19 protein-coding genes and 1 pseudogene are annotated in these 21,267 nt (G+C 64.4%); 11 read left to right on the forward strand and 9 right to left on the reverse strand.

Going from position 1 to position 21,267, the window contains the following annotated elements; translation table 11 throughout:
* From FS320_RS21235 to FS320_RS21245, 3 genes are all read left to right on the forward strand, one after another.
* A partial coding sequence (locus FS320_RS21235) for a nitrate reductase (RefSeq protein ID WP_192926313.1) occupies positions 1 to 1,205 on the forward strand: 1,205 nt, incomplete at its 5' end.
* Positions 1,177 to 2,652, forward strand: a complete 1,476-nt coding sequence (gene cysG / locus FS320_RS21240) for a siroheme synthase CysG (protein WP_152713950.1) — start codon at positions 1,177 to 1,179, stop codon at positions 2,650 to 2,652. The genes FS320_RS21235 and cysG, both read left to right, overlap by 29 nt.
* Before the next feature lie 22 nt (positions 2,653 to 2,674).
* Positions 2,675 to 3,496, forward strand: a complete 822-nt coding sequence (locus tag FS320_RS21245; RefSeq protein ID WP_152713951.1) for a uroporphyrinogen-III synthase — start codon at positions 2,675 to 2,677, stop codon at positions 3,494 to 3,496.
* On the opposite strand, the gene FS320_RS21250 is transcribed toward FS320_RS21245, so the two are convergent.
* A complete protein-coding gene (locus FS320_RS21250) occupies positions 3,483 to 4,364 on the reverse strand; it encodes an SDR family oxidoreductase (RefSeq protein WP_152713952.1) in 882 nt (293 codons plus the stop codon). The two genes, FS320_RS21245 and FS320_RS21250, sit on opposite strands and share 14 nt — an antisense overlap.
* Before the next feature lie 235 nt (positions 4,365 to 4,599).
* Between FS320_RS21250 and FS320_RS21255 the strand changes: the two genes are divergently transcribed.
* Positions 4,600 to 5,748 (forward strand): amidohydrolase, encoded by a 1,149-nt coding sequence (locus FS320_RS21255; protein WP_152713953.1) that lies wholly within the window; start codon positions 4,600 to 4,602, stop codon positions 5,746 to 5,748.
* 262 nt (positions 5,749 to 6,010) lie between these two features.
* On the opposite strand, the gene uxuA is transcribed toward FS320_RS21255, so the two are convergent.
* Together uxuA and FS320_RS21265 are read right to left on the reverse strand one after the other, a co-directional pair.
* Positions 6,011 to 7,207 (reverse strand): mannonate dehydratase, encoded by a 1,197-nt coding sequence (gene uxuA / locus FS320_RS21260; RefSeq protein WP_152713954.1) that lies wholly within the window; start codon positions 7,205 to 7,207, stop codon positions 6,011 to 6,013.
* A gap of 68 nt (positions 7,208 to 7,275) precedes the next feature.
* On the reverse strand, positions 7,276 to 8,004 hold the full coding sequence (locus FS320_RS21265; protein ID WP_152713955.1) for a GntR family transcriptional regulator: 729 nt from the start codon (positions 8,002 to 8,004) through the stop codon (positions 7,276 to 7,278).
* Between the two features lie 122 nt (positions 8,005 to 8,126).
* Here FS320_RS21265 and uxaC point away from each other — a divergent pair, with 122 nt between their 5' ends.
* The 6 genes from uxaC (at position 8,127) to FS320_RS21295 (ending at position 15,365) form a co-directional block, all read left to right on the forward strand.
* Positions 8,127 to 9,530, forward strand: a complete 1,404-nt coding sequence (gene uxaC, locus FS320_RS21270) for a glucuronate isomerase (protein WP_152713956.1) — start codon at positions 8,127 to 8,129, stop codon at positions 9,528 to 9,530.
* A 51-nt stretch (positions 9,531 to 9,581) separates the two neighbouring features.
* On the forward strand, positions 9,582 to 10,769 hold the full coding sequence (locus FS320_RS21275; RefSeq protein ID WP_152713957.1) for an ABC transporter substrate-binding protein: 1,188 nt from the start codon (positions 9,582 to 9,584) through the stop codon (positions 10,767 to 10,769).
* Between the two features lie 36 nt (positions 10,770 to 10,805).
* Positions 10,806 to 11,891 carry an ABC transporter ATP-binding protein gene (locus FS320_RS21280; RefSeq protein ID WP_152713958.1) on the forward strand — a complete coding sequence of 362 codons (1,086 nt, stop codon included), beginning with the start codon at positions 10,806 to 10,808 and terminating at the stop codon, positions 11,889 to 11,891.
* On the forward strand, positions 11,891 to 12,802 hold the full coding sequence (locus tag FS320_RS21285; protein WP_152713959.1) for an ABC transporter permease: 912 nt from the start codon (positions 11,891 to 11,893) through the stop codon (positions 12,800 to 12,802). The genes FS320_RS21280 and FS320_RS21285 overlap by 1 nt, the downstream gene beginning before the upstream one ends.
* A gap of 5 nt (positions 12,803 to 12,807) precedes the next feature.
* Positions 12,808 to 13,650 carry an ABC transporter permease gene (locus tag FS320_RS21290; protein WP_152713960.1) on the forward strand — a complete coding sequence of 281 codons (843 nt, stop codon included), beginning with the start codon at positions 12,808 to 12,810 and terminating at the stop codon, positions 13,648 to 13,650.
* A 236-nt stretch (positions 13,651 to 13,886) separates the two neighbouring features.
* Positions 13,887 to 15,365, forward strand: coding sequence for a mannitol dehydrogenase family protein (locus FS320_RS21295; protein WP_152713965.1), 1,479 nt, complete (start codon positions 13,887 to 13,889; stop codon positions 15,363 to 15,365).
* Positions 15,366 to 15,781: 416 nt separating this feature from the next.
* On the opposite strand, the gene FS320_RS21300 is transcribed toward FS320_RS21295, so the two are convergent.
* Both FS320_RS21300 and FS320_RS21305 read right to left on the reverse strand, forming a co-directional pair.
* Entirely contained in the window at positions 15,782 to 16,204 is a 423-nt protein-coding gene (locus tag FS320_RS21300; protein ID WP_152713961.1) for an SET domain-containing protein, read from the reverse strand.
* 112 nt (positions 16,205 to 16,316) lie between these two features.
* Entirely contained in the window at positions 16,317 to 16,979 is a 663-nt protein-coding gene (locus FS320_RS21305) for a TetR/AcrR family transcriptional regulator (RefSeq protein WP_152713962.1), read from the reverse strand.
* A gap of 149 nt (positions 16,980 to 17,128) precedes the next feature.
* Here FS320_RS21305 and FS320_RS21310 point away from each other — a divergent pair, with 149 nt between their 5' ends.
* Positions 17,129 to 18,499: a cytochrome P450 gene (locus FS320_RS21310; protein ID WP_152713963.1), complete on the forward strand. Its 1,371-nt coding sequence runs from the start codon at positions 17,129 to 17,131 to the stop codon at positions 18,497 to 18,499.
* Between the two features lie 171 nt (positions 18,500 to 18,670).
* Here FS320_RS21310 and FS320_RS21315 read toward each other — a convergent pair whose 3' ends face one another.
* The 4 genes and pseudogenes from FS320_RS21315 to FS320_RS48140 all read right to left on the reverse strand — a co-directional run.
* Positions 18,671 to 19,057, reverse strand: a complete 387-nt coding sequence (locus FS320_RS21315) for a response regulator (RefSeq protein WP_152713964.1) — start codon at positions 19,055 to 19,057, stop codon at positions 18,671 to 18,673.
* Between the two features lie 174 nt (positions 19,058 to 19,231).
* A complete protein-coding gene (locus FS320_RS21320; RefSeq protein WP_162003133.1) occupies positions 19,232 to 20,278 on the reverse strand; it encodes an Atu2307/SP_0267 family LLM class monooxygenase in 1,047 nt (348 codons plus the stop codon).
* 83 nt (positions 20,279 to 20,361) lie between these two features.
* Entirely contained in the window at positions 20,362 to 20,490 is a 129-nt protein-coding gene (locus tag FS320_RS49820; RefSeq protein ID WP_274597199.1) for a hypothetical protein, read from the reverse strand.
* 136 nt (positions 20,491 to 20,626) lie between these two features.
* A pseudogene (locus tag FS320_RS48140) lies at positions 20,627 to 21,267 on the reverse strand (hypothetical protein); the annotation flags it as partial.

Genomic DNA, 21,267 nt, shown 5'->3' on the forward strand with positions numbered 1-21,267 from the left:
CCGAGGCGTTCGATTACCGGTCGCCGGCCGAGATCTTCCGCGAGCATGCCGCCTTGTCGGGCATTGCGAATGACGGAACACGCGATTTCGACATCGGCGCCTGTGCCGAGTTGAGCGAGAGCGCCTATGACATGCTGGCGCCGTTCCAGTGGCCGCGCCGGCAAGGCCAGGCGCTCGATGACGCGACGACACGTTTCTTCGCAGAGGGCGGCTTCTACACGCCCGACAGGCGAGGGCGGTTCGTCCCGACGCCCGTCGCGCTGCAAGCGGTTTCGCCGGAATTCCCGCTGATCCTCAACACGGGCCGCATCCGCGATCAGTGGCATACCATGACGCGCACGGCGAAGACGCCGCGGCTGATGAGCCATTACGCGGAGAGCTTCTGCGAGATCCATCCGGAGGATGCCGAGGACGCCGGAGTTACGCCCGCCACCCTCGTGCGCATCGTGAGCCCACAAGGCGCAGCCGTCGTCCGTGCCCTCGTGACGGAGCGGCAGCAGAAGGGCAGCGTCTTCGTCCCCATGCACTGGACGGATCAGCAGACGGCGCAGGGACGCATCGGCGCGGCAGTTCATCCATCGGTCGATCCAATTTCCGGTCAGCCCGGTCTCAAGTTGTCCGGTGTGCGCATCGAGCCGTTCGATGCCGCCTGGTACGGCTTCGCGGTGCTCCGCAACAGACCCGAGGCCATCACGGCGGATTATTGGGCGCTGGCCAGGGCCGAGGGAGGCTGGCGCGTCGAACTCGCCGGTGCCGAACCGGTGGAGGATTGGGCTGCCTACGCGGCCGACCTGGTTGGGAGCCGCGAGAATCTGGAGACGCTGTCGTACAGCGATCAGGACCAAGCCAGCTTTCGGCTCGCGACCTTCTCGGGCGATGCGCTCTTGGGTGCGCTGTTTATCGCGCCGCGCCCGGTGGCCGTGTCGCGGACATGGGCCGTCGAACACCTGTCGGCGAAGGAAATCCGCAGTACCGAGCGCCTGCGCCTGTTGAGCGGTCGTCCCGGCGCCGACCAAGCCGATCCCGGTCCCATCGTCTGTGCCTGCTTCTCGGTCGGGGCGCACCAGATCGCGGCGGCCGTCGAGAATGGCGCTGAAACCGTGGACGAGGTCGGCCAGTCCCTGCGCGCCGGCACGAATTGCGGCTCCTGCCGCGTTGAAATCAGGAGGTTGATCGATGCTGCAGCCCTTAAGAAAGCCGTCTGAGGCGGAGCCGGGTCGGCTCGGCCGGTTGGCCAAGCTTCCGGTCTTCTTCGACCTGAAGGACCGGCGCGCGGTTCTCGTCGGCGGATCGCCCGGTGCGGCCTGGAAAGCGGAACTGCTCGCCGCTGCCGGAGCCCATGTGGATATCTATGCCTTGGAGCTATCTGCCGAGATGGACGCATTGCTGTCGCGCGGTGCTGCCGATGGCTCGCTCACCCTGCATCGAGCCGATTGGTCCGCCGATTTGCTGACCGATCCCGCTCTCGCCGTTGCCGATCTCGACGATGAGGACGAGGCCGACGCTTTTGCTGCGGCTGCCCATGAGGCGGGCATCCCGGTCAACGTGGTCGACAAGCCCGGCTACTGTGACTTCCAGTTCGGATCGGTGGTCAACCGTTCTCCCGTCGTGATCGGCATTTCCACGGATGGCGCGGCGCCGATCCTCGGCCAGGCGATCCGGCGCAGGATCGAGACGCTGCTGCATCCCTCCATCGCCTCCTGGGCGGCCGTTGCCAAACATCTGCGCGAGCACGTCATGCGGAATCTGTCTCCGGGCATGGCACGACGCGCCTTCTGGGAGCGCTTCACGGATCTCGCCTTCCAGGGCAGAGCGCCGGAAAGCTTCGGCGATACCGTGCAGACGGTGCTGGATCGGATCGCGTCCGAACCGGCAGCAAGGACTGGACGCGTCACGCTCGTCGGCGCCGGGCCCGGCGATGCGGAACTGCTGACACTCAAAGCCATGCGCGCCCTCCAATCCGCGGATGTCATTCTCTTCGACGATCTCGTGTCCGAGGACGTGCTGGAGCTCGCCCGCCGCGAGGCGAAGCGCCTCATGGTCGGCAAGCGGGGAGGGCGTGCCTCCTGCGCCCAAGGCGACATCAACGATCTGATGACCCGCCTTGCTCTCCAGGGAAAGCAGGTGGTGCGGCTCAAGTCCGGCGACCCGATGGTCTTCGGCCGCGCTGGAGAGGAGATCGAGCATCTGGAGAAAGCCGGCGTTCCCGTCGACGTGGTGCCGGGCATCACCGCCGGCATCGCCATGGCATCCGCTCTCGGCGTGTCGCTCACCCATCGCGACATGGCGCAGTCGGTCCGCTTCGTCACCGGATGCGCGAAGACCGAGCGGCTTCCAAGCGGTCTCGACTGGCAGGGACTGGCGGATCCGACCACCACGACGATCTTCTACATGGCGGGCGGCACGGCGGGCGCCATCGCCGAGCGCCTGATGGAGGCGGGATGTTCGCCGACCATGCCTGCCGTGCTGGTCTCGAACGTGTCGCGGGGTGACGAACGCTGGGCCGGTTCGATCGCTGATCTCGGCTGGGCCAGCGAACGGCGCGATCCGACGAAGCCCGTCATCATCGGCGTCGGCCGCGTGTTCGAGCGAGCCGCCAAAGCAAACGATCGGGGGCTCGAACAGCCTCTCATGCTCGATGCGACGGCTTGAAAGGAAGGACAAAGGCAAGATCATGCTGGATGGACGCCGCATCGCCGTGCCCGAGAGCCGGGAACTCGATCTGTTCACGCGAATGCTCGAACGGCAGGGCGCCGTCGTCGTTCGTTGCCCGCTGGTGTCGATCCACGATGTGCAGGATTCCGGCTCGGTTGACGCCTGGCTCGATCGGCTCGTCCAGGGCCGGCACGAGATCGTGGTCCTCTACACCGGAGAAGGGTTGTCCCGCCTTCTGGGCTTCGCCCGCCGCAAGGGCATCGAAGCGGATGTGATCGCGGCGCTGCGCAAAGCCTTCAAGGTCGCTCGCGGACCCAAGCCCGCCAAGGTCCTGCGTGGCATCGGTCTCGCGCCCGACCTGATGGCCGACGAGCCGACGACGGCGGGATTGATGAAGACCTTGTCCGCCCATCGCATCGAGGGCAGGCGCATCGGCATTCTGCTCTATCCGGGCGGCGAGGAGGCTCTGCCGAATTTCCTGGAAGCGGCAGGGGCGCAGGTCGATCCCGTCCTGAGCTATCGCTATGCCTCGGATGAGGAAGACGGGCAGGTCCTCGCGTTCATTCAGGAACTCGCCTCCGGAACCGTCGACCTGATCGCCTTCACGAGCACGGCGCAGGTGCGGCGGCTGCAGGAGGTCGCGCGGCGGTTCGGCCAGGAGGCGGATCTCGACGCGGCCATGCGGCGGATCCTGATCGCCGCCGTCGGGCCGGTCACGGCGGAGGCCGTGGAAAAGGCGGGCTGGCCTGTCGGCGCGATGCCGCAGGACAGCTACCACCTCAAACCGCTGGTGATGGCCTTCGGCAGGAAGCTGTCAGCGGCTCACGTCAGTCCCGCGTGATCCCTTCGCCGGCTTCGAGAAGGGCCTGCAGACCCTCGCGATAGGTCGGGTAGCGAAGCATCACGCCCAGCTCCGTCCTGATGCGCGTGTTGCGAACCCGCTTGTTGTCCTCGTAGAAGGTGCGCGCCATCGGGGTCATCTCGGCCTCCTCGAACGGCACCTCCGGCGGAGGCTCGCGGCCGAGCAGCTGAGCCGCATAGGCAATGACATCCTGCGGCGGGCGCGGCTCATCGTCCGCCACGTTGTAGATCGCGTTCCGGCTCGGACGCTCGATCGACGCCATCAGAACCTGCGCGATATCGGTCGTGTGGATTCGGTTGAACACCTGGCCCTTTTTGACGATGCGCTTGGCGGTGCCGTCGGCGACCTTCACCAGAGCATTGCGGCCGGGGCCGTAGATGCCGGCCAGCCGAAAGATCTGCACCGCAAACGGGGCGCTCTCCCCGAGTGCAAGCCACTCCCGCTCGGCGGCGATGCGGTGGCGGGAGCGGATCGTCGCCGGATTGGGCGCTGTCGTCTCGTCCACCCAATTCCCGTCCGCATGGCCGTAGACGCCGACGGTCGACAGGTAGCCGATCCAGCGCAGATGGGGAGCCGACGCGATGGCTTCGGAAAAACGCTCCAGCACCGGATCCGCCTCGCGCATGGGAGGGATGGAGACGAGAAGCGCATCCGCACGGGCGATCCGCTCGAGGATGCGAGGATCGAAATCCGTGCCGTCGAACCGGAAGGCCTGGATGCCCTCCGCCTCCATCGCCCGAACCTTCTCCGGCGTGCGCACCGTGCCGCCGATCTCCGTGAAGCGCTCGCGGTGCAGGCTGAGGAACTGGCGGACGGAATAGCCGAGACCGAAGACGAACAGGTTCATGAGACCAGCGAAATTTTATGGGTGAGGAAACGTGAACGGAACCTAGCGTCACCGGGCGGACCCAGCAATCTCCAATCCGAAACGGGGACAGGAACTCTGTTTCAACCCATGATGCTTCCGTATGGACAGCTTGATCGAGGCCGGTCCTTCGGTCCATAACGTCGTGCCGAAACAGGCCGGGCTGTTATCGCTTGAGCGGTTCTGCTCCCATCAAGGTCCAGTGCGGAGGCGATCCATGATTTTGAGCAACGAAGACATGGTCGAGCTGGCGGCGTTTCGGCGCAAGCTCCACCGCACGCCTGAACTCTCCCGAGAGGAGGTTCAGACCGCAGCTGAGGTTCGCGCGTTCCTGGCTCCCACACGGCCGGACCGAATCATCACGGGTCTCGGCGGCCACGGAATCGCGGCCATCTATGAGGGCAAGGCGCCGGGGCCAACCGTCATGGTCCGGGCGGAACTCGATGGCCTGCCGATCGAGGAGATTTCCGATCTGCCTCATCGCTCCGGCGTTCCGGGCAAGGGACATCTGTGCGGCCATGACGGTCATATGGCGATCCTGGCCGGTCTGGCTCGTGCGCTTGGCCGCCGACGTCCGCAGCGCGGCCGCGCCATCCTGCTGTTCCAGCCGGCGGAGGAGGATGGCTCCGGGGTGGCGGCCGTCGTGGCCGACCCGCGCTTCCGCGAGATCTCACCGGATTTTGCATTCGCCCTACACAATCTTCCAGGTCTGCCGCTCGGCCAGGTCGCGCTGGCGGAGGGACCGGTCAATTGCGCATCCCGGGGCATGCGCATCGTTCTCAACGGCAAGACCGCTCACGCGTCGATGCCCGAGACGGGCATATCGCCCGTGAATGTCGTGGCCGAGCTGATGCCGGCGCTGACGGCTCTCGGCCGGGGTGGCCCGCTGGACAAAGACTTCGCAATGGTGACCGTCACCCTCGTGAAGATCGGCGAGCCCGCCTTCGGCGTGGCTCCGGCGCGCGCCGAAATCTGGGCGACCCTGCGCACATTGACCGATGCCGGGATGGAAGATCTCTGCGTGAGCGCCGAGCATCTGGTCCTGAGCGCGGCGCGGGAGAAGGGACTGAGCGTCGAGGTGTCCCATGACGACATCTTCGGGCATTGCGAGAACGCGCCGGAGGCGGTGGCCCATCTTCGCCGTGCGCTCGATGAAGAAGGCGTGCCCCACGACAAGGGCAACCTGCCGATACGGGCCTCGGAGGATTTCGGACGCTTCGGCCAACGGGCGCCCGCCGCCATGTTCTTCCTCGGAGCCGGCGAGAACCACCCGAGCCTGCACAATCCGAACTACGATTTTCCCGATGACCTGATCGGCATCGGCGCACGGGTGTTCATGCGGACGGTACGGAATCTGCTTGGGTAGGTTTCCGCGCTACGCACGGTCATCCTCGGGCCAAGCGTAGCGAGGGAAGGGGATCCCCTATGCTCAGCGCCGATGGCTCCGCTTCCGCTCCGCTCCGGCCGGGAGTGACAGTTGCATTCCCTCCAACGTCATCACCGGCCTTGTGCCGGTGATCCCGATGACATGAAATGTTGAGCATCGCCGTAGCGAGATGGCCGGGACAAGCCCGGCCATGACGTCGAGGGATAGTGGTCCGGACAAGCCGTGGGACGGGAGCGCTTCGCTAAAGCGGCAGGCCGCGCAGGGCCGAGACGGCCTGCATCACTCCGCGCAGTTCGGCAAGGCCTCTCATGCGACCGATAATCGGATAGCCGGGATGCGTGGGTCTGCCGACATCGTCGAGAAGCTCGTGCCCATGATCGGGACGCATGGGGATGCGCCAATGCACGTCGCCAGCATCCTTGCGGCGCTTCTGTTCTTCGAGCAGCACCATGACCAGGGCCACCATGTCCGTGTCGCCGCCGAGATGATCCGCTTCCATGAAGGACCCGTCCGGGTCCTTTGCGACGTTTCGCAGGTGAGCGAACCAGATTCGGTCAGCGAAGCGCTTCGCAATGGCCGGAACGTCGTTGACGGGATTGGCTCCCAGCGAACCGCTGCAGAGCGTGAGCCCGTTGGCAGGCGAGTCGACGGCACCAAGGATGAACGCGATGTCGTCCGCGTTGGACACGATGCGCGGCAGGCCCATGAGCGGCCGTGGCGGATCGTCGGGATGGATGCACATCCGGATGCCGACCTCTTCCGCCGTCGGGATCACCTCCCGCAGGAAGCGGGCGAGGTTTTCGCGAAGGGCCACGGCATCGATATCCTTGTAGCGATCGAGCATCGCGCGCAGTCCCGGGACGTCGTACCGGTCATAGGCGCCCGGCAGGCCCGCCATGATATTGGACAGGAGCTTGCGCCGGTCTGCTTCCGATGAGCGGAGATGCCAGTCTTTGGCCCGTGTCAAAACATCTTGTGAGTAGTCCGCCTCTGCGCCGGGTCGCTCCAGCATGAAGCAGTCGAACGCCGCAAATTCGTGAGCGTTGAAGCGAAGCGCCGTTGCGCCGCCGGGAAGAGGGTAGGCCAGCTCTGTCCTTGTCCAATCGACCACGGGCATGAAATTGTAGCAGATCGTGGTGACGCCGCATTGCGCTAGGTTGCGCATGGATTGGCGGTAATTGTCGAACAGGCCCGTCAGGTCGCCTTCGCCGATCTTGATGCGCTCGTGGATCGGCAGGCTCTCGACCACGCTCCACCGCAATCCCAGCGACGGATCGGCGGCGATGAGCGCTTTCCGCTTCTCGATCTCCTCGACGCTCCAGATGACCCCATAGGGGATCTGATGCAGCGCGGTGACGATGCCCGTAGCACCCGTCTGACGGATATGGGAAAGCTGAACGACATCGTCGGGGCCGAACCAGCGCCAGGTCTGTTCCATGATTGCCTCTTAAACGTTAGGCCGAACTTGGGCGTCGGCGGAGGTTCTGAATTCGTCTTTGACTGAGGTCACGCGCTGAGCACCTCCGGTAGACCATCGACCTCGGACTCGAAGAGGTCCGGATGTTGCGCGGCAAGTTCCGGCAAGGAACGCAGGATCTCGCTAAGATGCTGATGCATGGCCTTTTCGGCCGCAACGGGATCGGACGCCTTGATGGCATCGACGATCTCTGCGTGCTGCGCGACGATGAGGTGGCGCGGCGTGGCCTGCTTCACATCCAGATATCGCACCCGGTCCATCTGCGGTTTGACATCCTCGATCATCCGCCATGCGGCGGGCCGTCCTGCCGCTTCCGCCAGAAGACGGTGAAACTCCTCGTCGAGGGCCATGAAATCGTCCGACGAGGTTGAACGCTGGGCACGTCGCTGTCGGGCCAGATTGGCGTTCAACTCGGCCAGCATCATCGGAGTGGCCTTCAGGGCAGCCTCCCGCACGACGGCACATTCGACCGCTTCACGAATGAAACGCGCATCCTCGACGGCTGAACGTGAAATCTTGACGACCTGCGTGCCTCGCTGCGGCAGAACCCGCACGAGGCCCGCTTCGCTCAGCTTGATCAGGGCCTCGCGTACGGGGGAGCGACTGACCCCGAATCGCTGCGCCAGATCCTGCTCGGACAGCATCTCGCCGGGCGAAATCTTCATGCTGACGATGGCTTGGCGAAGCGTGCGCGTGACCTGCCGGGCCATGGGTTCGCGGCTGAGATCGAGCTTCGCAAGGGCAAGTCTATTCGTCATAAGTGGCACACTACCATACTAGTAGACCATTGCAACGGATCGTGGATCGTTTTAAGGTTTGCTCAGTGAGGTGCTCGGAACCGGCCTGGAAGGGCTTGGGAGAAGTGCCAAGGGAGTACGCCATGCTGATCCACCCGGACCGGCTGTTTCCTGTTGATCCCGCCACTCGCGAGGTGGCGCGCAGACTCTATGGGCAAGTCCGGGACCTGCCCATCATCTCGCCGCATGGCCACACGGATCCCCGCTGGTACGCGGAGAACGAGCCCTTTCCGAATCCGGCGACGCTCTTCGTGATTCCCGATCACTATGTTTTCCGCATGCTCTACAGCCAGGGCGTGCGGCTCGAAGATCTTGGTATTGCAACGAAGGACGGCAGCCCCGTCGAGACCGACCCGCGGGCGATCTGGCGCCGCTTCGCCTCGCATTATCATCTCTTCCGCGGCACACCCACGCGCGCCTGGCTCGATCATACCTTCGCGACCCTGTTCGGCTTCACCGAGCGGCTGTCGGCTGCGAATGCGGATGCCTATTACGACCGTATCGACGAGGCGCTGCAGACGCCGGAGTTCCGGCCGCGCGCGCTCTTCGAGCGCTTCCGAATCGAAGCCATCGCCACGACGGAAAGCCCGCTCGATCCGCTGAAACATCACGAGACCATCCGGCAATCGGGCTGGAAGGGACGCGTGGTGACCGCCTATCGACCCGACCCGGTCATCGATCCCGAGTTCGAAGGTTTCCGCCAGAACCTCGTGCGCTTCGGCGAGATCACCGGCTGCGATACGTCAACCTGGAGCGGCTACCTGGACGCGCATCGCAAGCGGCGCGCCTTCTTCCGCGACTATGGCGCCACCTCCACCGACCACGGCCATCCCACCGCGCGGACCGCCAACCTTTCGCAGGCGGATGTCGAGGCCCTGTTCCGCCGCGTCTCGACGGGAGATGCGAACCCCGCGGATGCGGAGTTGTTTCGGGCACAGATGCTGACCGAAATGGCGGCGATGAGCGTGGAAGACGGCATGGTCATGCAGATCCATCCCGGCTCGTTCCGCAATCACAACGATGCGCTCTATCGCCGCTTCGGCCGCGACATGGGCGCCGACATTCCGCTCCAGACGGACTACGTCCGGGCGTTGAAGCCGCTGCTCGACCGGTTCGGCAACGAGCCCGATTTCACCCTGATCGTCTTCACCCTGGACGAGACGAGCTATTCGCGCGAACTCGCGCCGCTCGCAGGCCATTATCCGGCGTTGAGACTCGGTCCGGCCTGGTGGTTCTTCGATGCGCCCGAAGGCATGCGCCGCTTCCGCGAACTCACCACCGAGACGGCCGGCTTCTACAACACGGTCGGCTTCAACGACGACACGCGGGCCTATCTGTCCATACCGGCGCGGCATGACGTGGCCCGCCGGGTCGACTGCAGCTATCTGGCCAATCTCGTGACGACCCATCGCCTCGAAGAGGATGAGGCGCACGAGGTAGCCTATGATCTCGCCTATCGCCTCGCGAAAGAGGCCTACAAGCTGTGACACGGGACATGGCCGAGAACGAGCCATGTCACACAGAACGGGAGGAAGACCATGACGAACATGATCACCAGGCGGACTTTCGTCGGCGGGGTCGCCGGCGCCGCAGGCGTCGCAGCCCTCGGCGGACCGAGCTTTGCGCAAGCGACCCTGCCCACGAGCCCGGTTTCGCTCAACGTCATCGACGTTGCCGGCAACCTGGCGCTGACGCAGAAGGCCATCGAGAATTACCGCAAGGCGAAGCCCAACCTCGTTTCGCGCATCTCCTTCACCAAAGCGACCGCACCGGAACTCGCGGGCAAGATCAAGGCGCAGCAGGATGCCGGCCGCGTCGACATCGACCTCGTGCTCACCGGCACCGATGGGCTCTCCGCCGGCATCGAGCAGAAGCTCTGGGTCGACCTGATCCCCGGCCAGGCGAATTCCCTGCCGAAGCTCGACGACATCTATCTTCCGCCCGCCGCCAAGATGCAGGGGCTTGCGAAAGGGCAGGGCGTCGTCGTGACCTATTACCCGTCGGGTCCGCTGCTCGAATACATGCCCGACAAGGTCAAGAACGTGCCGACCACGGCCGAGGAGCTCCTGGCCTATACCAAGGCCAATCCCGGACGCTTCCTCTATGCGCGTCCTGCGAATTCCGGTCCGGGCCGCACCTTCATCATGGGCCTGCCCTACATCCTGGGCGACAGCAACCCGCAGGATCCCGCCAAGGGCTGGGACAAGACCTGGGCATTCCTGAAGGAGCTCGGGCAGAACGTCGAGTACTACCCGTCCGGCACCGGCGCGGTGATGAAGGAGCTCGGCGAAGGCTCTCGCGACATGACCGTGTCGACCACCGGCTGGGACATCAACCCGCGCGTTCTCGGCGTCGTGCCGAAGGAGGCGAAGGTGGCAGCGCTCAAGGGCTTCCACTGGGTGGCGGATGCTCACTACATGTGCGTGCCCAAGGGCCTGGCGAACGAGAAGCTCGCCGTTCTCCTCGACCTCATGAGTTTCCTGCTCACCAAGGAGCAGCAGGCCTACGCTTATGACGAGGGCTACTTCTATCCCGGTCCGGCCGTGAAGGGCGTGACCCTCGACATGGCTCCGCCGGAGAGCCAGGCCGCCATCAAGGAATTCGGCCGTCCCGAATACGAGAAGTGGATTGCCGAGAATCCGATCGAGTTGCCGCTCCAGCCCGAGCAGATGGTTGTCGCCTTCCGCATGTGGGACGAGCAAATCGGCGGCGGCAAGCGCAAGTAAGACTGCGCAGGTAAGACGACAAAACAAGGACCCGCGATGACCATAGCCCTCTCCCAGTTCGACGAAGTCCGGCTCGATCGCGTCAGCCGCGATTTCGGGGCGCTCAATGCTTTGCGCGACGTCTCCCTGACGATCCGGCGGCGCGAGTTCATCGCGCTGCTCGGCCCGTCGGGCTGCGGAAAGTCGACGACGTTGAACTGCATCGCGGGTCTTCTGCCTGTGACCGGCGGAGCGATCTGGCTCGACAAGAGCCGGGTCGATACGCTGCGTCCCGAGGAGCGCGGGTTCGGGATGGTGTTCCAGAACTACGCACTCTTTCCCCACCTCAACGTGCGCCAGAACATCGGCTTCGGCCTCAAGATGCGGGGTAAGCCCAAGGCCGAGATCGACCGCAAGGTCGACGAGGCCCTGAACCTGGTCCGCCTCCGGGGCCAGGAGAACAAGCTGCCGGGCCAGCTCTCCGGTGGCCAGCAGCAGCGCGTGGCGATTGCCCGCGCCATCGTCATCGAGCCGCCGCTGGTGCTGATGGACGAGCCCCTGTCGAACCTCGATGCCAAGCTGCGTCTCGAGATGCGCGCCGAGATCCGGCGCATCCATAATGAACTCGGTGCCACGACCATCTACGTGACCCACGACCAGGACGAGGCGCTGTCGCTCGCCGACCGCATCGTGGTGCTGCGCGACGGCGTGGTCCGGCAGGTCGGGACGCCGAAGGAGCTCTACGACGCTCCGGCCCATCTTGACGTGGCCGACTTCATGGGCTTCCGCAACAAGCTGCAAGGGAAGGTGATCGGGAGCGACGGCAGCCGTGTCGTTCTCGACGTGGAAGGCGCTCGGATCAGCGGCGTTGCCCGCGAAAGCCTGTCCGCCGGCGCCGCAGCCTACGCGGCCGTCCGTCCGGACGACCTGATGGTCGGCGAGGCGGGACAAAACGCCATCGCGGCGACGGTCGACACCATCGAGTATCGCGGCCGCGAGTTCGTCGGCACCGCCCATTCGGCCGGCGGGCTCGATTTCGTGTTCCGGTCCCATCAGCCGGTGGAGCCGGGATCCTCGGTGCATCTGCGGGCGGACGACCAGCGCGTGCTCGTCTTCGCGGAGCCGATCCAGGGGAGGCATTGATGGACGCCCTCGCGCCTGCAGCCCCCGTCGAGCACGGCCCCAGCCTGCGCCAGCGTCTGGCCGCGAGGGGCTTCGATGCGGTCACCCTGCTCGTCATCCCGGCGGCGATCTTCAGCCTGCTGCTCTTCGTCTATCCCTTCGCCTTCGGCTTCGTTCTCTCCTTCGAACCGAAGGCCGGCGGCGACTGGCTGGCCAATTACAGGCGCTTCTTCTCCGATCCCTTTCTCTACGAGACGATCGCCAAGACGCTCTGGCTCGCGATCCCCGTCACGCTCGTCAACCTGCTGCTGGCGGTACCGATCGCGTTCCGCGTGCGCCTCATGCGGCGCCAGCGCCTGCTGACCACAATCCTCGTGCTGCCGATCACGCTCGGCACCGTTCTCGTGGCCGAGGGCCTGTTGAACTATCTCGGGCCGCAGGGCTGGTTCAACCGCACCCTGATCACCTTCGGGTTGATCTCGCAGCCCCTGAAGCTCGTTCACAATTACTGGGGCGTCTTCGCCTCGCTGGTGATTACGGGATTTCCGTTCACGTTCCTCCTGACCCTGTCCTACGTCACGGGCATCGATCCGGCGCTCGAGCAGGCGGCGGCGACGCTGGGCGCCAGTGCGTGGCAGCGTTTCCGCCATGTCTACCTGCCCCTGCTGATGCCGGGGTTCGCCATCACCTTCTGCCTGTCCTTCGTGCAGGCCTTTTCGGTATTTCCCTCGGCGGTGCTGCTCGGCGAGCCGGCTGGCAACACCCGTGTCATCTCGATTGCCGCGGCGACGGCGGCCTTCGAGGAATACGACTACTCCATGGCCTCGGCGATCGCGATGATCATGGGCTTCGTCCAACTCGGGATCGTCGTGGCGGTGCTCGCCTCCCGCGGCCTGTTCTACCGTGGCCCAGCCTCCGGCGCGAAAGGGTAATGCCGATGATCCGCGACACGACACTCGGCTCGAAGCTCTGGGCGGCGGCCATCTGGTTCCTCGTCGGCTTCTTCGTCATCAACCTGTTCGCAATGATCGCCACCGTGGTGACGAGTTCCTTCGCCACCCGCTGGCTCGGCACATGGCTGCCCGTGGGCTTCACCACGCGCTGGTATTCCTCCGCCTGGAGCGAGTTCCAGCTCTGGGACGTCCTGGTGGTCACGTTCCAGGTCATCGCCGCCGTTGTCTTCATTTCCGGCGCTCTCGGCATCACGGCGGCCTACGCGTTGGCCCGCCGCGATTTTCCGGGCAAGCGGCTTCTCGTCCTGCTCTTCCTGCTGCCGCTGCTCATTCCGCCAATAACGTTCGGCATCCCGCTCGCGACCGTGCTTTACCAGACGGGCCTCGCCGGCACCTTCTGGGGCGTGGTGGCGGCCAATCTCGTGCCGACCGTTCCCTTCGTGATCCTCGTCATGATCCCGTTCATCGAGCAGATCGATCCGAAGATCGAGGCGGCGGCCCGGGTGTTCGGGGCCAACACCTTCAAGCTCTTCGTTCACGTGCTCCTGCCGCTGCTCCTGCCGGGCATTCTCGCGGCGCTGCTGCTGGTGCTGGTGCGCACCATCGCGATGTTCGAGCTCACCTTCCTCGTGGCGGGGCCGACGAGCCAAACCCTCGTGGTGGCGCTCTATTACGCGGTCTTCGCCGCAGGCGTGCGCGCCGTGCAGTCCATCGATGCCATGGCGGTGATCTACATGGTAACGACCCTGGTCTGGCTCATCATCGCGCTGCGCTTCGTCAATCCGACGCAGATCGTCACCCGCGCGAAGCAGCAGCCGGCGCATTGAGACGCCGGCTCGTAAAGCACGGGGGAGAAGTTGGAGCAGGGTGCCGCTGAGCGAGACCTTTTCGTCATAGCCGGGCGTTTCTCAACCATCCCGAGACGGTGAGGCGCGGCGCTTCACACGATCGGGATCACCGGCACAAGGCCGGTGATGACGAGAGCCGTGAGCACCTTGATCCCTCCCTCTTGTGAAGAGGGAGACAGGCGCAATACTTTTATGGGTCAGGCCTTGAGGACATGATGCCAGATCGACTGAACGATGACGCCCTGAGCGAGCTGCCGAGCGAAATTCGCCGCCCGGCTTACGACCGGAGGGCGGTGAAAACCGGAATCGTGCATCTCGGCGTCGGTGCCTTCCACAGGGCGCATCAGGCGGTCTATACCGACGACGTTCTCGGCCAGGACCCGCAATGGGGCATCGTGGCGGCCAGCCTGCGCAGCCCTGATACCTTCGACGCCCTTCAGCCCCAGGACGGCCTCTACACCCTGGCTGTACGCTCGCGGGAGGGAGAAGCGCTGCGGGTGGTCGGCTCGATCGGCCGGATCATCGTTGCCCCGCGGGCGACGGACGATCTCCTCGAGGTCATGGCCGATCCCGGGACGCGGATCGTCACGCTGACGGTGACGGAGAAGGGCTACTGCCATGACCCCGCGACCGGCGCCCTCAACGAGGCTCATCCGGACATCGTGCACGATCTCGCCTATCTGAGAACGCCGCGATCCGCTCCGGGCTTCATCGTCGAGGCCCTGCGCCGCCGGCGCCTGGCGGGCGTTGCGCCCTTCACGGTGCTGACCTGCGATAATCTTCCCTCCAACGGGCGCACGGTGAAGCGCGTTCTCACCCGCTTCGCCGAGCTGGTCGATCCGGAGCTCGGCCGGTTCGTGGCGAACGAGGTCTCCTGCCCGTCGACCATGGTCGACCGGATCGTGCCGGCGACCGGCGATCAGGACCGGGAGCGCATCGGCGCCGCTCTGGGCGTCCAGGATGCCTGGCCCGTCGTCACCGAGCCTTTCACGCAATGGGTGATCGAGGATCGCTTCCCGCAGGGTCGACCGGCCTGGGAGAATGCGGGCGCCGAGTTCGTGGCCGATGTCGAGCCCTATGAGCACATGAAGCTCAAGCTGCTCAACGGGAGCCACTCGACCCTGGCCTATCTCGGCTATCTCTCGGGCTATGAGACCGTTGCCGACACCATGGCCGACCCGGCCTTCGTGCGGCTGATCGAAGGGCTCATGGACGAAGAGGTCGCCCCGACCCTCCACATGCCGCCGGGCGCCGACCTGAATTCCTACAAGAAAGCGCTCATCGAGCGCTTCAGGAACCCGGCCTTGAAACATCGCACCTGGCAGATTGCCATGGACGGCTCGCAGAAGCTGCCGCAGCGCCTTCTGGGAACGGTCCGTGACCGTCTGCGCGAACATGCGTCCATCGCGCGGCTTTCGCTCGGGGTGGCCGCCTGGATGCGCTATGCGACGGGCATCGACGAGAAGGGCGCGCCCATCGACGTGCGCGATCCCATGGCGGCTCGGTTGCGGGAACTGGCCGACGGGGCAGGGGGCTCGGCCGAGAATCTGGCCGGCGCGTTGTTCGGCGTGCGTGAGATCTTCGGCGATGACCTGCCCGGCGATCCCCGTTTCACAGGAGCGGTCACGGCGAACCTGGCGCGGCTTTACGAGCGCGGTGCCAAGCGGACGGTTTCGGAGTTCAAGGCGGATTAGGGCGTCGATACCCTCCACGTCATCGCCGGCCTTGTGTTGTGTCATCCCCGGCGCACGAAGTGCGGGAAGGTGATCCATAGCGCTGAGCGTGTGAGTGGATCCCTTCCCCTGCGATAGCTTCCGCCATCTCCGGCCGGGAATGACACTGTCCCTGTTCACACCCTCCACGTCATGGCCGGCACAAGGCCGGTGACGACGTGGAGGACGTGAGTGAGAGGCTGCGGCTCTTCCAGCGTTTTCCATCATCCAGTCGCACCAGTGCTCCGACCGTCATGGCCGGGCGCGTCCCGGCCATCCCGATTGTGTGAAGCACCGCGGTCATCGGTTCGTCATCACCGGCACAAGGCCGGTGACGACGAGGTTGAGTGTAGCGGACTGAAGGGCACACTCTTGGTGTGCGTTGATGTCCCGGACCCTCAAGCACCCGCCTGCTTCGCGCGCTTGCGTTCGCAGGACTGGCATTTGCAGCCGATCGGCTTGATGAAAGTCTCGAAGTAGTTCTTGCCGTAATTGTAGGTGATTTCCTCGCCCGGCTTGATGCGCTTGATGGCCTTGATCCGGATCTTGCCTCTCGACACCGTGGCCTGGGCATTCGGACGGCAGCCATGGTTGATGTAGCGCGCGGTGTTCCAGCGGGGCGAGCCGTCGATGGTCCAGCGGCTGTTGATCTCGAACAGGTAGCGTGTATTGCTCCGGCGCTCGACTTCCTCGCTCGTGATCTTCGGCCCGATATATTCGATGATGAACGTTCCCTTCTCGATCACATCGGTCGCAAAGAGGCCAAGACCGGTGGACGAGCGCGCAATGCGAAAAGGGCCTTCCGGCTGTTTGGCTTTCATGATGGGCAGATACTCCAGGGCTCTCGAACGCTCAATAGCCGTAAACTCGGAGCGATTAAATTGGGTCGTCGCCCGATCTTCTCCAGATCCTGCCGAAGTTTTTTGCACTCCCCTAGACCGATGAACGGTCTGCTTCCGATTGGCCATCGAGCCAGTGGCGCGCGGGCTCGGACAGATGCGGCTGAAACAGGCTTGCGACCTGCTTGAGGCCCCATTCGAGGTGAGACTTCTTCAAGGCGCGGACACCTTCCTGCACATCGAGATAGACGACCCAATAGGTCGACACGATCCACACGTTGTGGAGCAAGGCTTCGAGGGCCTCGTCGGAGACGTCCATCAATCCCGCCGCTCGCATATGTTCGATGAGCTGCCTGACCGGAGCTCGAATGCGGTCGCTGATCGCCCTGATGCGGCGGCGCAGCTCGGGCGCCGTGGCGATGAGCCCCATGAAGTCCCGGTAAAGGAACCGGTAGGTCCAGACGATCTCGAACCACTCGGTCAGGAACGCCACATAGGCGGCCGGATCGGCGCCTGCGGCCCGGTCGCGGTCCAGCAGATCGTCGACGGCGGCTTCGAAGCGGTCGAAGATCGTCAGGATCAAGGCCTGCTTGGTCTTGAAGTAGTAGTAGAGATTGCCCTCGTTGATCCCGGCAGCTTCAGCGATCTGCGCCGTCGTGACCCGGTCGGGGCCACGCTCGTTGAAGAGGGCCAGGGACACGGCAATCAGGTGATCGCGCGTGCTGACCGCTTTCCGGCGGCGCTTGGCTCTGGGCATCTGTCCTGGCTCGCTCACCGATGGTCCTCTATGTCGCACTTGGAGATATAAGGTAGACACCTTAAATCGCAAGCTGTCTAAGGTGAGAACCTTATACGCGGTGCCTGCCGGCATCAGGTTCGAGTATAGGCGATTTCAGGGAGATCTTCATGAGCATCGATGCCCTTCCCACGATCTCGGAGGAGTGCCCGGGCGTGACGGTGAGCCGACGCTCCCCGTTCTCGGTCCTTCCCGCCCTGGTGCGCGACCCGCTGCAGGCCCTGCCGCCGGAGATCTATCATGAGCCGGTGGTCTATTCGCAGGTGGCCGGACGGCGGCGTATTCTCCTGGCCGATCCGGCCCTGATCCATGAGGCTTTGGTGCGCAACGCCGACGCCTTGAACAAGGGCGAAGACGTCCGCAGGGCCCTGGGCCCGGCGCTCGGCCAGGGGCTGCTGACGGCGGACGGCGCCCACTGGCGCTGGCAGCGCCAATCGGTGGCGCCGGCGTTCCGGCACGAGAAGCTCATGGGATTGCTGCCCCCGATGATCGCCACGGCGGAGAAGACCAGGGATCGCTGGCTGGCGTCCGGATCGTCCATCGGCATTGGTCACGAGATGATGCGCACGACCTTTGACATCATCGTCGAGACCATGATGTCGGGCCCGGGCGGAATCGACGTGGCGCGTGTGGAGAGAGGCATCACGGATTATCTCAAGCCGACCGGCTGGGTCTTTGCCCTGAGCATCCTGGATGCTCCCGAATGGCTGCCGTATCCCGGCCGCAGCCGGGCGCGGGCGGCGGCAACCTATCTCCGTTCCGCCATCACCCGCATGATCGCGGAGCGCCGCCGGAAACCGGACGGGCGGGAGGACCTGGTGGCCTTGCTCCTTGCGGCGTCCGATCCCGAGAGCGGCCGAACGATGACGGACGAGGACATCGCGGACAATCTTCTGACCTTCATGACGGCCGGACACGAGACCACGGCTCTCGGCCTTGCCTGGACCTTTCTCCTGCTGGCGCGTCATCCCAACCACGAGGCGAGGGTTCTTGCCGAAATCGACGAGGTGACGGCGGGCGGGCCCGTTCGCCCCGAGCACATCGCCCGGCTCGCCTACACACGGCAGGTATTCTCTGAAGCGATGCGGCTCTATCCGCCCGCGCCGATCATTACGCGGACCGCTACGCGCGCCTTTCCGCTCGGCGGGTTCATGGTGCCGCAAGGGGCGGTCCTCATCCTCCCGATCCATGCGGTTCACCATCATGCGACGCTCTGGGAGAGCCCGGAGCGGTTCGATCCCGAGCGATTTGCGCCCGAGCCGGCGAAGAGCCGCCATCGCTATGCCTACATGCCGTTCGGCGCAGGCCCGCGCATCTGCATCGGCAGCGCGTTCGCAACCATGGAGGCTGTCGCCATCCTGGCGGTGCTGCTGCAGGCCGTCAGACTGCGGAGCCGGGCGGACGACATGCCCGCACCCATGATGAAGGTGACGCTGCGCCCGAAGAAAGAGGCCGAGATGCTGGTCGAGCGGCGCTCCTGAAGCGACGGGCCGGGAAGCGGGATGCGCCTGGGGCTCGTCCGATGGTCAAACCGTTATGCGGTGCGTATCGTTGGGCGCGGACCTCTGATTCCGCACGATGCGCCGGGAGTTCGAAAAAAGGTCATTCACGCGGGATAAGGGCGCATCGCCCTTGTCCTCGAACGAGGCTCCTTAGACCACCTCGGTCGTGTCGGAGGTTCCCGCCAGAGTGCGGCGCAGGGTATCGGCGAAATTGTCGTACGAGAACGGCTTCGACAAGGTCGAAGAGTCGCGAAACCGTTCAGGAAGCGAGCGAAAATCGTAACCCGTCGAGAAGATGAACGGGATCCCGCGGAAACGCAGGACATCGGCGACGGGAAAGACCACTGATCCATCGACATTGATGTCGAGGATCCCGATATCGATATCGGCCTGGAGCGCAAGGGTCAGAGCATGGTCCAGACGCGCAGCGGGGCCCACGACCTCACAGCCGAAATCGAGAACCATGTCCTCGATCAGCATCGAGATCATCGCCTCGTCCTCTACGATCAGGACCCGCTTTGTGCGACTCTCGAGCATAGCCCCTCCAAGCCGGATTGCATCTGAAAAGCGCCTTGCGACGTCATTAAACGAATCAGTTGCAACAACTATAATCGATGGTTTGGTACGCCATCACTATCTTAGGTTATTATGACTTGGGATGTATGGTAATGCTGGGGGGCAACCAAAGTAAAGACCCTGGTTGCATCCTGATTATACAGCTTTCCGGCGTGCAATTTCTGCGCGCACGACTGGTGCAACCTTGGTCCCCAGAAGCTCGATGGAGCGCATGATCCGCGCATGCGGCAGGGTCCCGACGCTGAACTGCGCCAGATAGCGGTCGTGGCGGAAGAGCTCGTACTGAAACAGGATCTTGTCGATTACTTCCTGCGGACCGCCCACGGCGAGGGCACCGCGCGGCTCCTGCATCGCGTCGAATTGCGGGCGGGTCGTGGGAGGCCATCCACGTTCACGGCCAAGCTGGGTCATCACCTGGGCATAGGCGGGAAAGAATTCGTCGGCGGCCTGCTGCGAGGTGTCCACCACATAGGCGTGGGTGTTGATGCCGACCTTGAGGTTTGCCGGATCGTGTCCGGCCCGGCTCCCCGCCTCACGATAAAGTGAAACGAGCGGGGCGAAGCGCTCCGGCTGTCCTCCGATGATGCCGAGAGCAAGAGGCAGGCCGAGCGTGCCGGCACGCACCACCGATTGCGGCGTTCCGCCGACAGCGCTCCAGACCGGCAAAGGCTCCTGAACCGGGCGGGGATAGACCGGCTGATCGCTCAGGGGTGCCCGATGCCGGCCGGCCCATGTCACCCGTCCCTCGCCCCTGATCTTCAGGAGCAGATCGAGCTTCTCGGCGAACAGGGCGTCGTAGTCGTCAAGATCGTAGCCGAACAGCGGGAAGGACTCAATGAACGAGCCGCGGCCCGCCATGATCTCAGCGCGCCCACCCGACAGAAGGTCGAGGGTCGCGAAGCTCTGGAACACGCGGATCGGATCGTCGGAACTCAGTACGGTCACGGCGCTCGTCAGGCGGATTCTTTTCGTGCGCTCGGCGGCGGCGGCCAGCACGACGGCCGGGGCGGAGACGACATAGTCGGGCCGGTGATGTTCGCCGAGGCCGAACACGTCCAGGCCGACCTGATCGGCCAGCTCCACCTCCTCGACGAGATCGCGCAGGCGCTGTGCCGGGGAGAGCCGATCTCCGGTGACAGCATCTTTCGTCAGCTCACCAAAGGTATAGACACCAAGTTCCACTGATCTTCCCTCGATTGCCGCGAGCGGGAATGGCTATAGCAGCCGCCGTGCTGGAATGCACCGAGGGGCGGAGATGCGTGGAATCAGCGCTGGAGCAGCCTTTGGATCAAGGCATCGGCTGCGTGACGGGTCAGCCCCCAGGCGACGGGCTGGTCGCCGAGATACACGGTGAATGTGCCGTCCTGAGTCGCCTGTTTGGCAACATGTACCATGGGTCATCCACTGATGCGGAGCCCGGGCTCCGGGTCCGTCGTGCGCTCATGATGAAATGAGAGGCGCTTTGCACAAAGATTAAATTATGAGCAGTGACCTGGCGACGACGGTGCAAGGGCTTGCGAACCAACGGGTTCATGAACCGTTGCCGTGATGGCGCAGCCAAGCCGAGCAAGCTTGGTTCTCGTGAGCTGGCAAACAGCAGGGGCGATCATGAAGCTTTTCGAATGTCAGGCCTGCAGCCAGCCGCTCTATTTCGAGAACAGCCGCTGTGAGAGCTGCAGTCGGCGCCTCGGCTGCCTGCCGTCTCTTCAGGAGATCAGCGCTTTGGAGCCTGCAGAGGCCGGATTCTGGAAGGCGTTGGCTCTCCCCGAGGGGCGCTTCCGGTTCTGCGCCAATGCGGAGCACGATGCGTGCAATTGGCTGATCCCCGAAGAGGAAAACAACCCTTATTGCCGGGCTTGCCGGCACAATCGCACGGTACCGGACCTTTCCATCGCGCAGAATGTGAACAGGTGGCGCAGACTGGAGACGACGTGTTGGACAATGGTGCAAAGTTCGACCTGTCTCAGGTGGACCTGAGAAGCCGGGCTCAACCCGGAAGATCACCCCGACAACATCATCGGCAACCTCAATGCGCTTGACGAGAGTACAGATGATGTCCCGCTTAGTCGCCCAATCCGCAGCCGCGAGCCGCTCGCGCACCATTGCGGCAAACAGGTCGAGCTTCCCGATGACAAGGTGCAGCGAACGGACTTGCTCATCGGCCTCCTGGT

Origin of the sequence: Microvirga tunisiensis (assembly GCF_009296175.1) — a bacterium.
GTDB classification, from domain to species: domain Bacteria; phylum Pseudomonadota; class Alphaproteobacteria; order Rhizobiales; family Beijerinckiaceae; genus Microvirga; species Microvirga tunisiensis.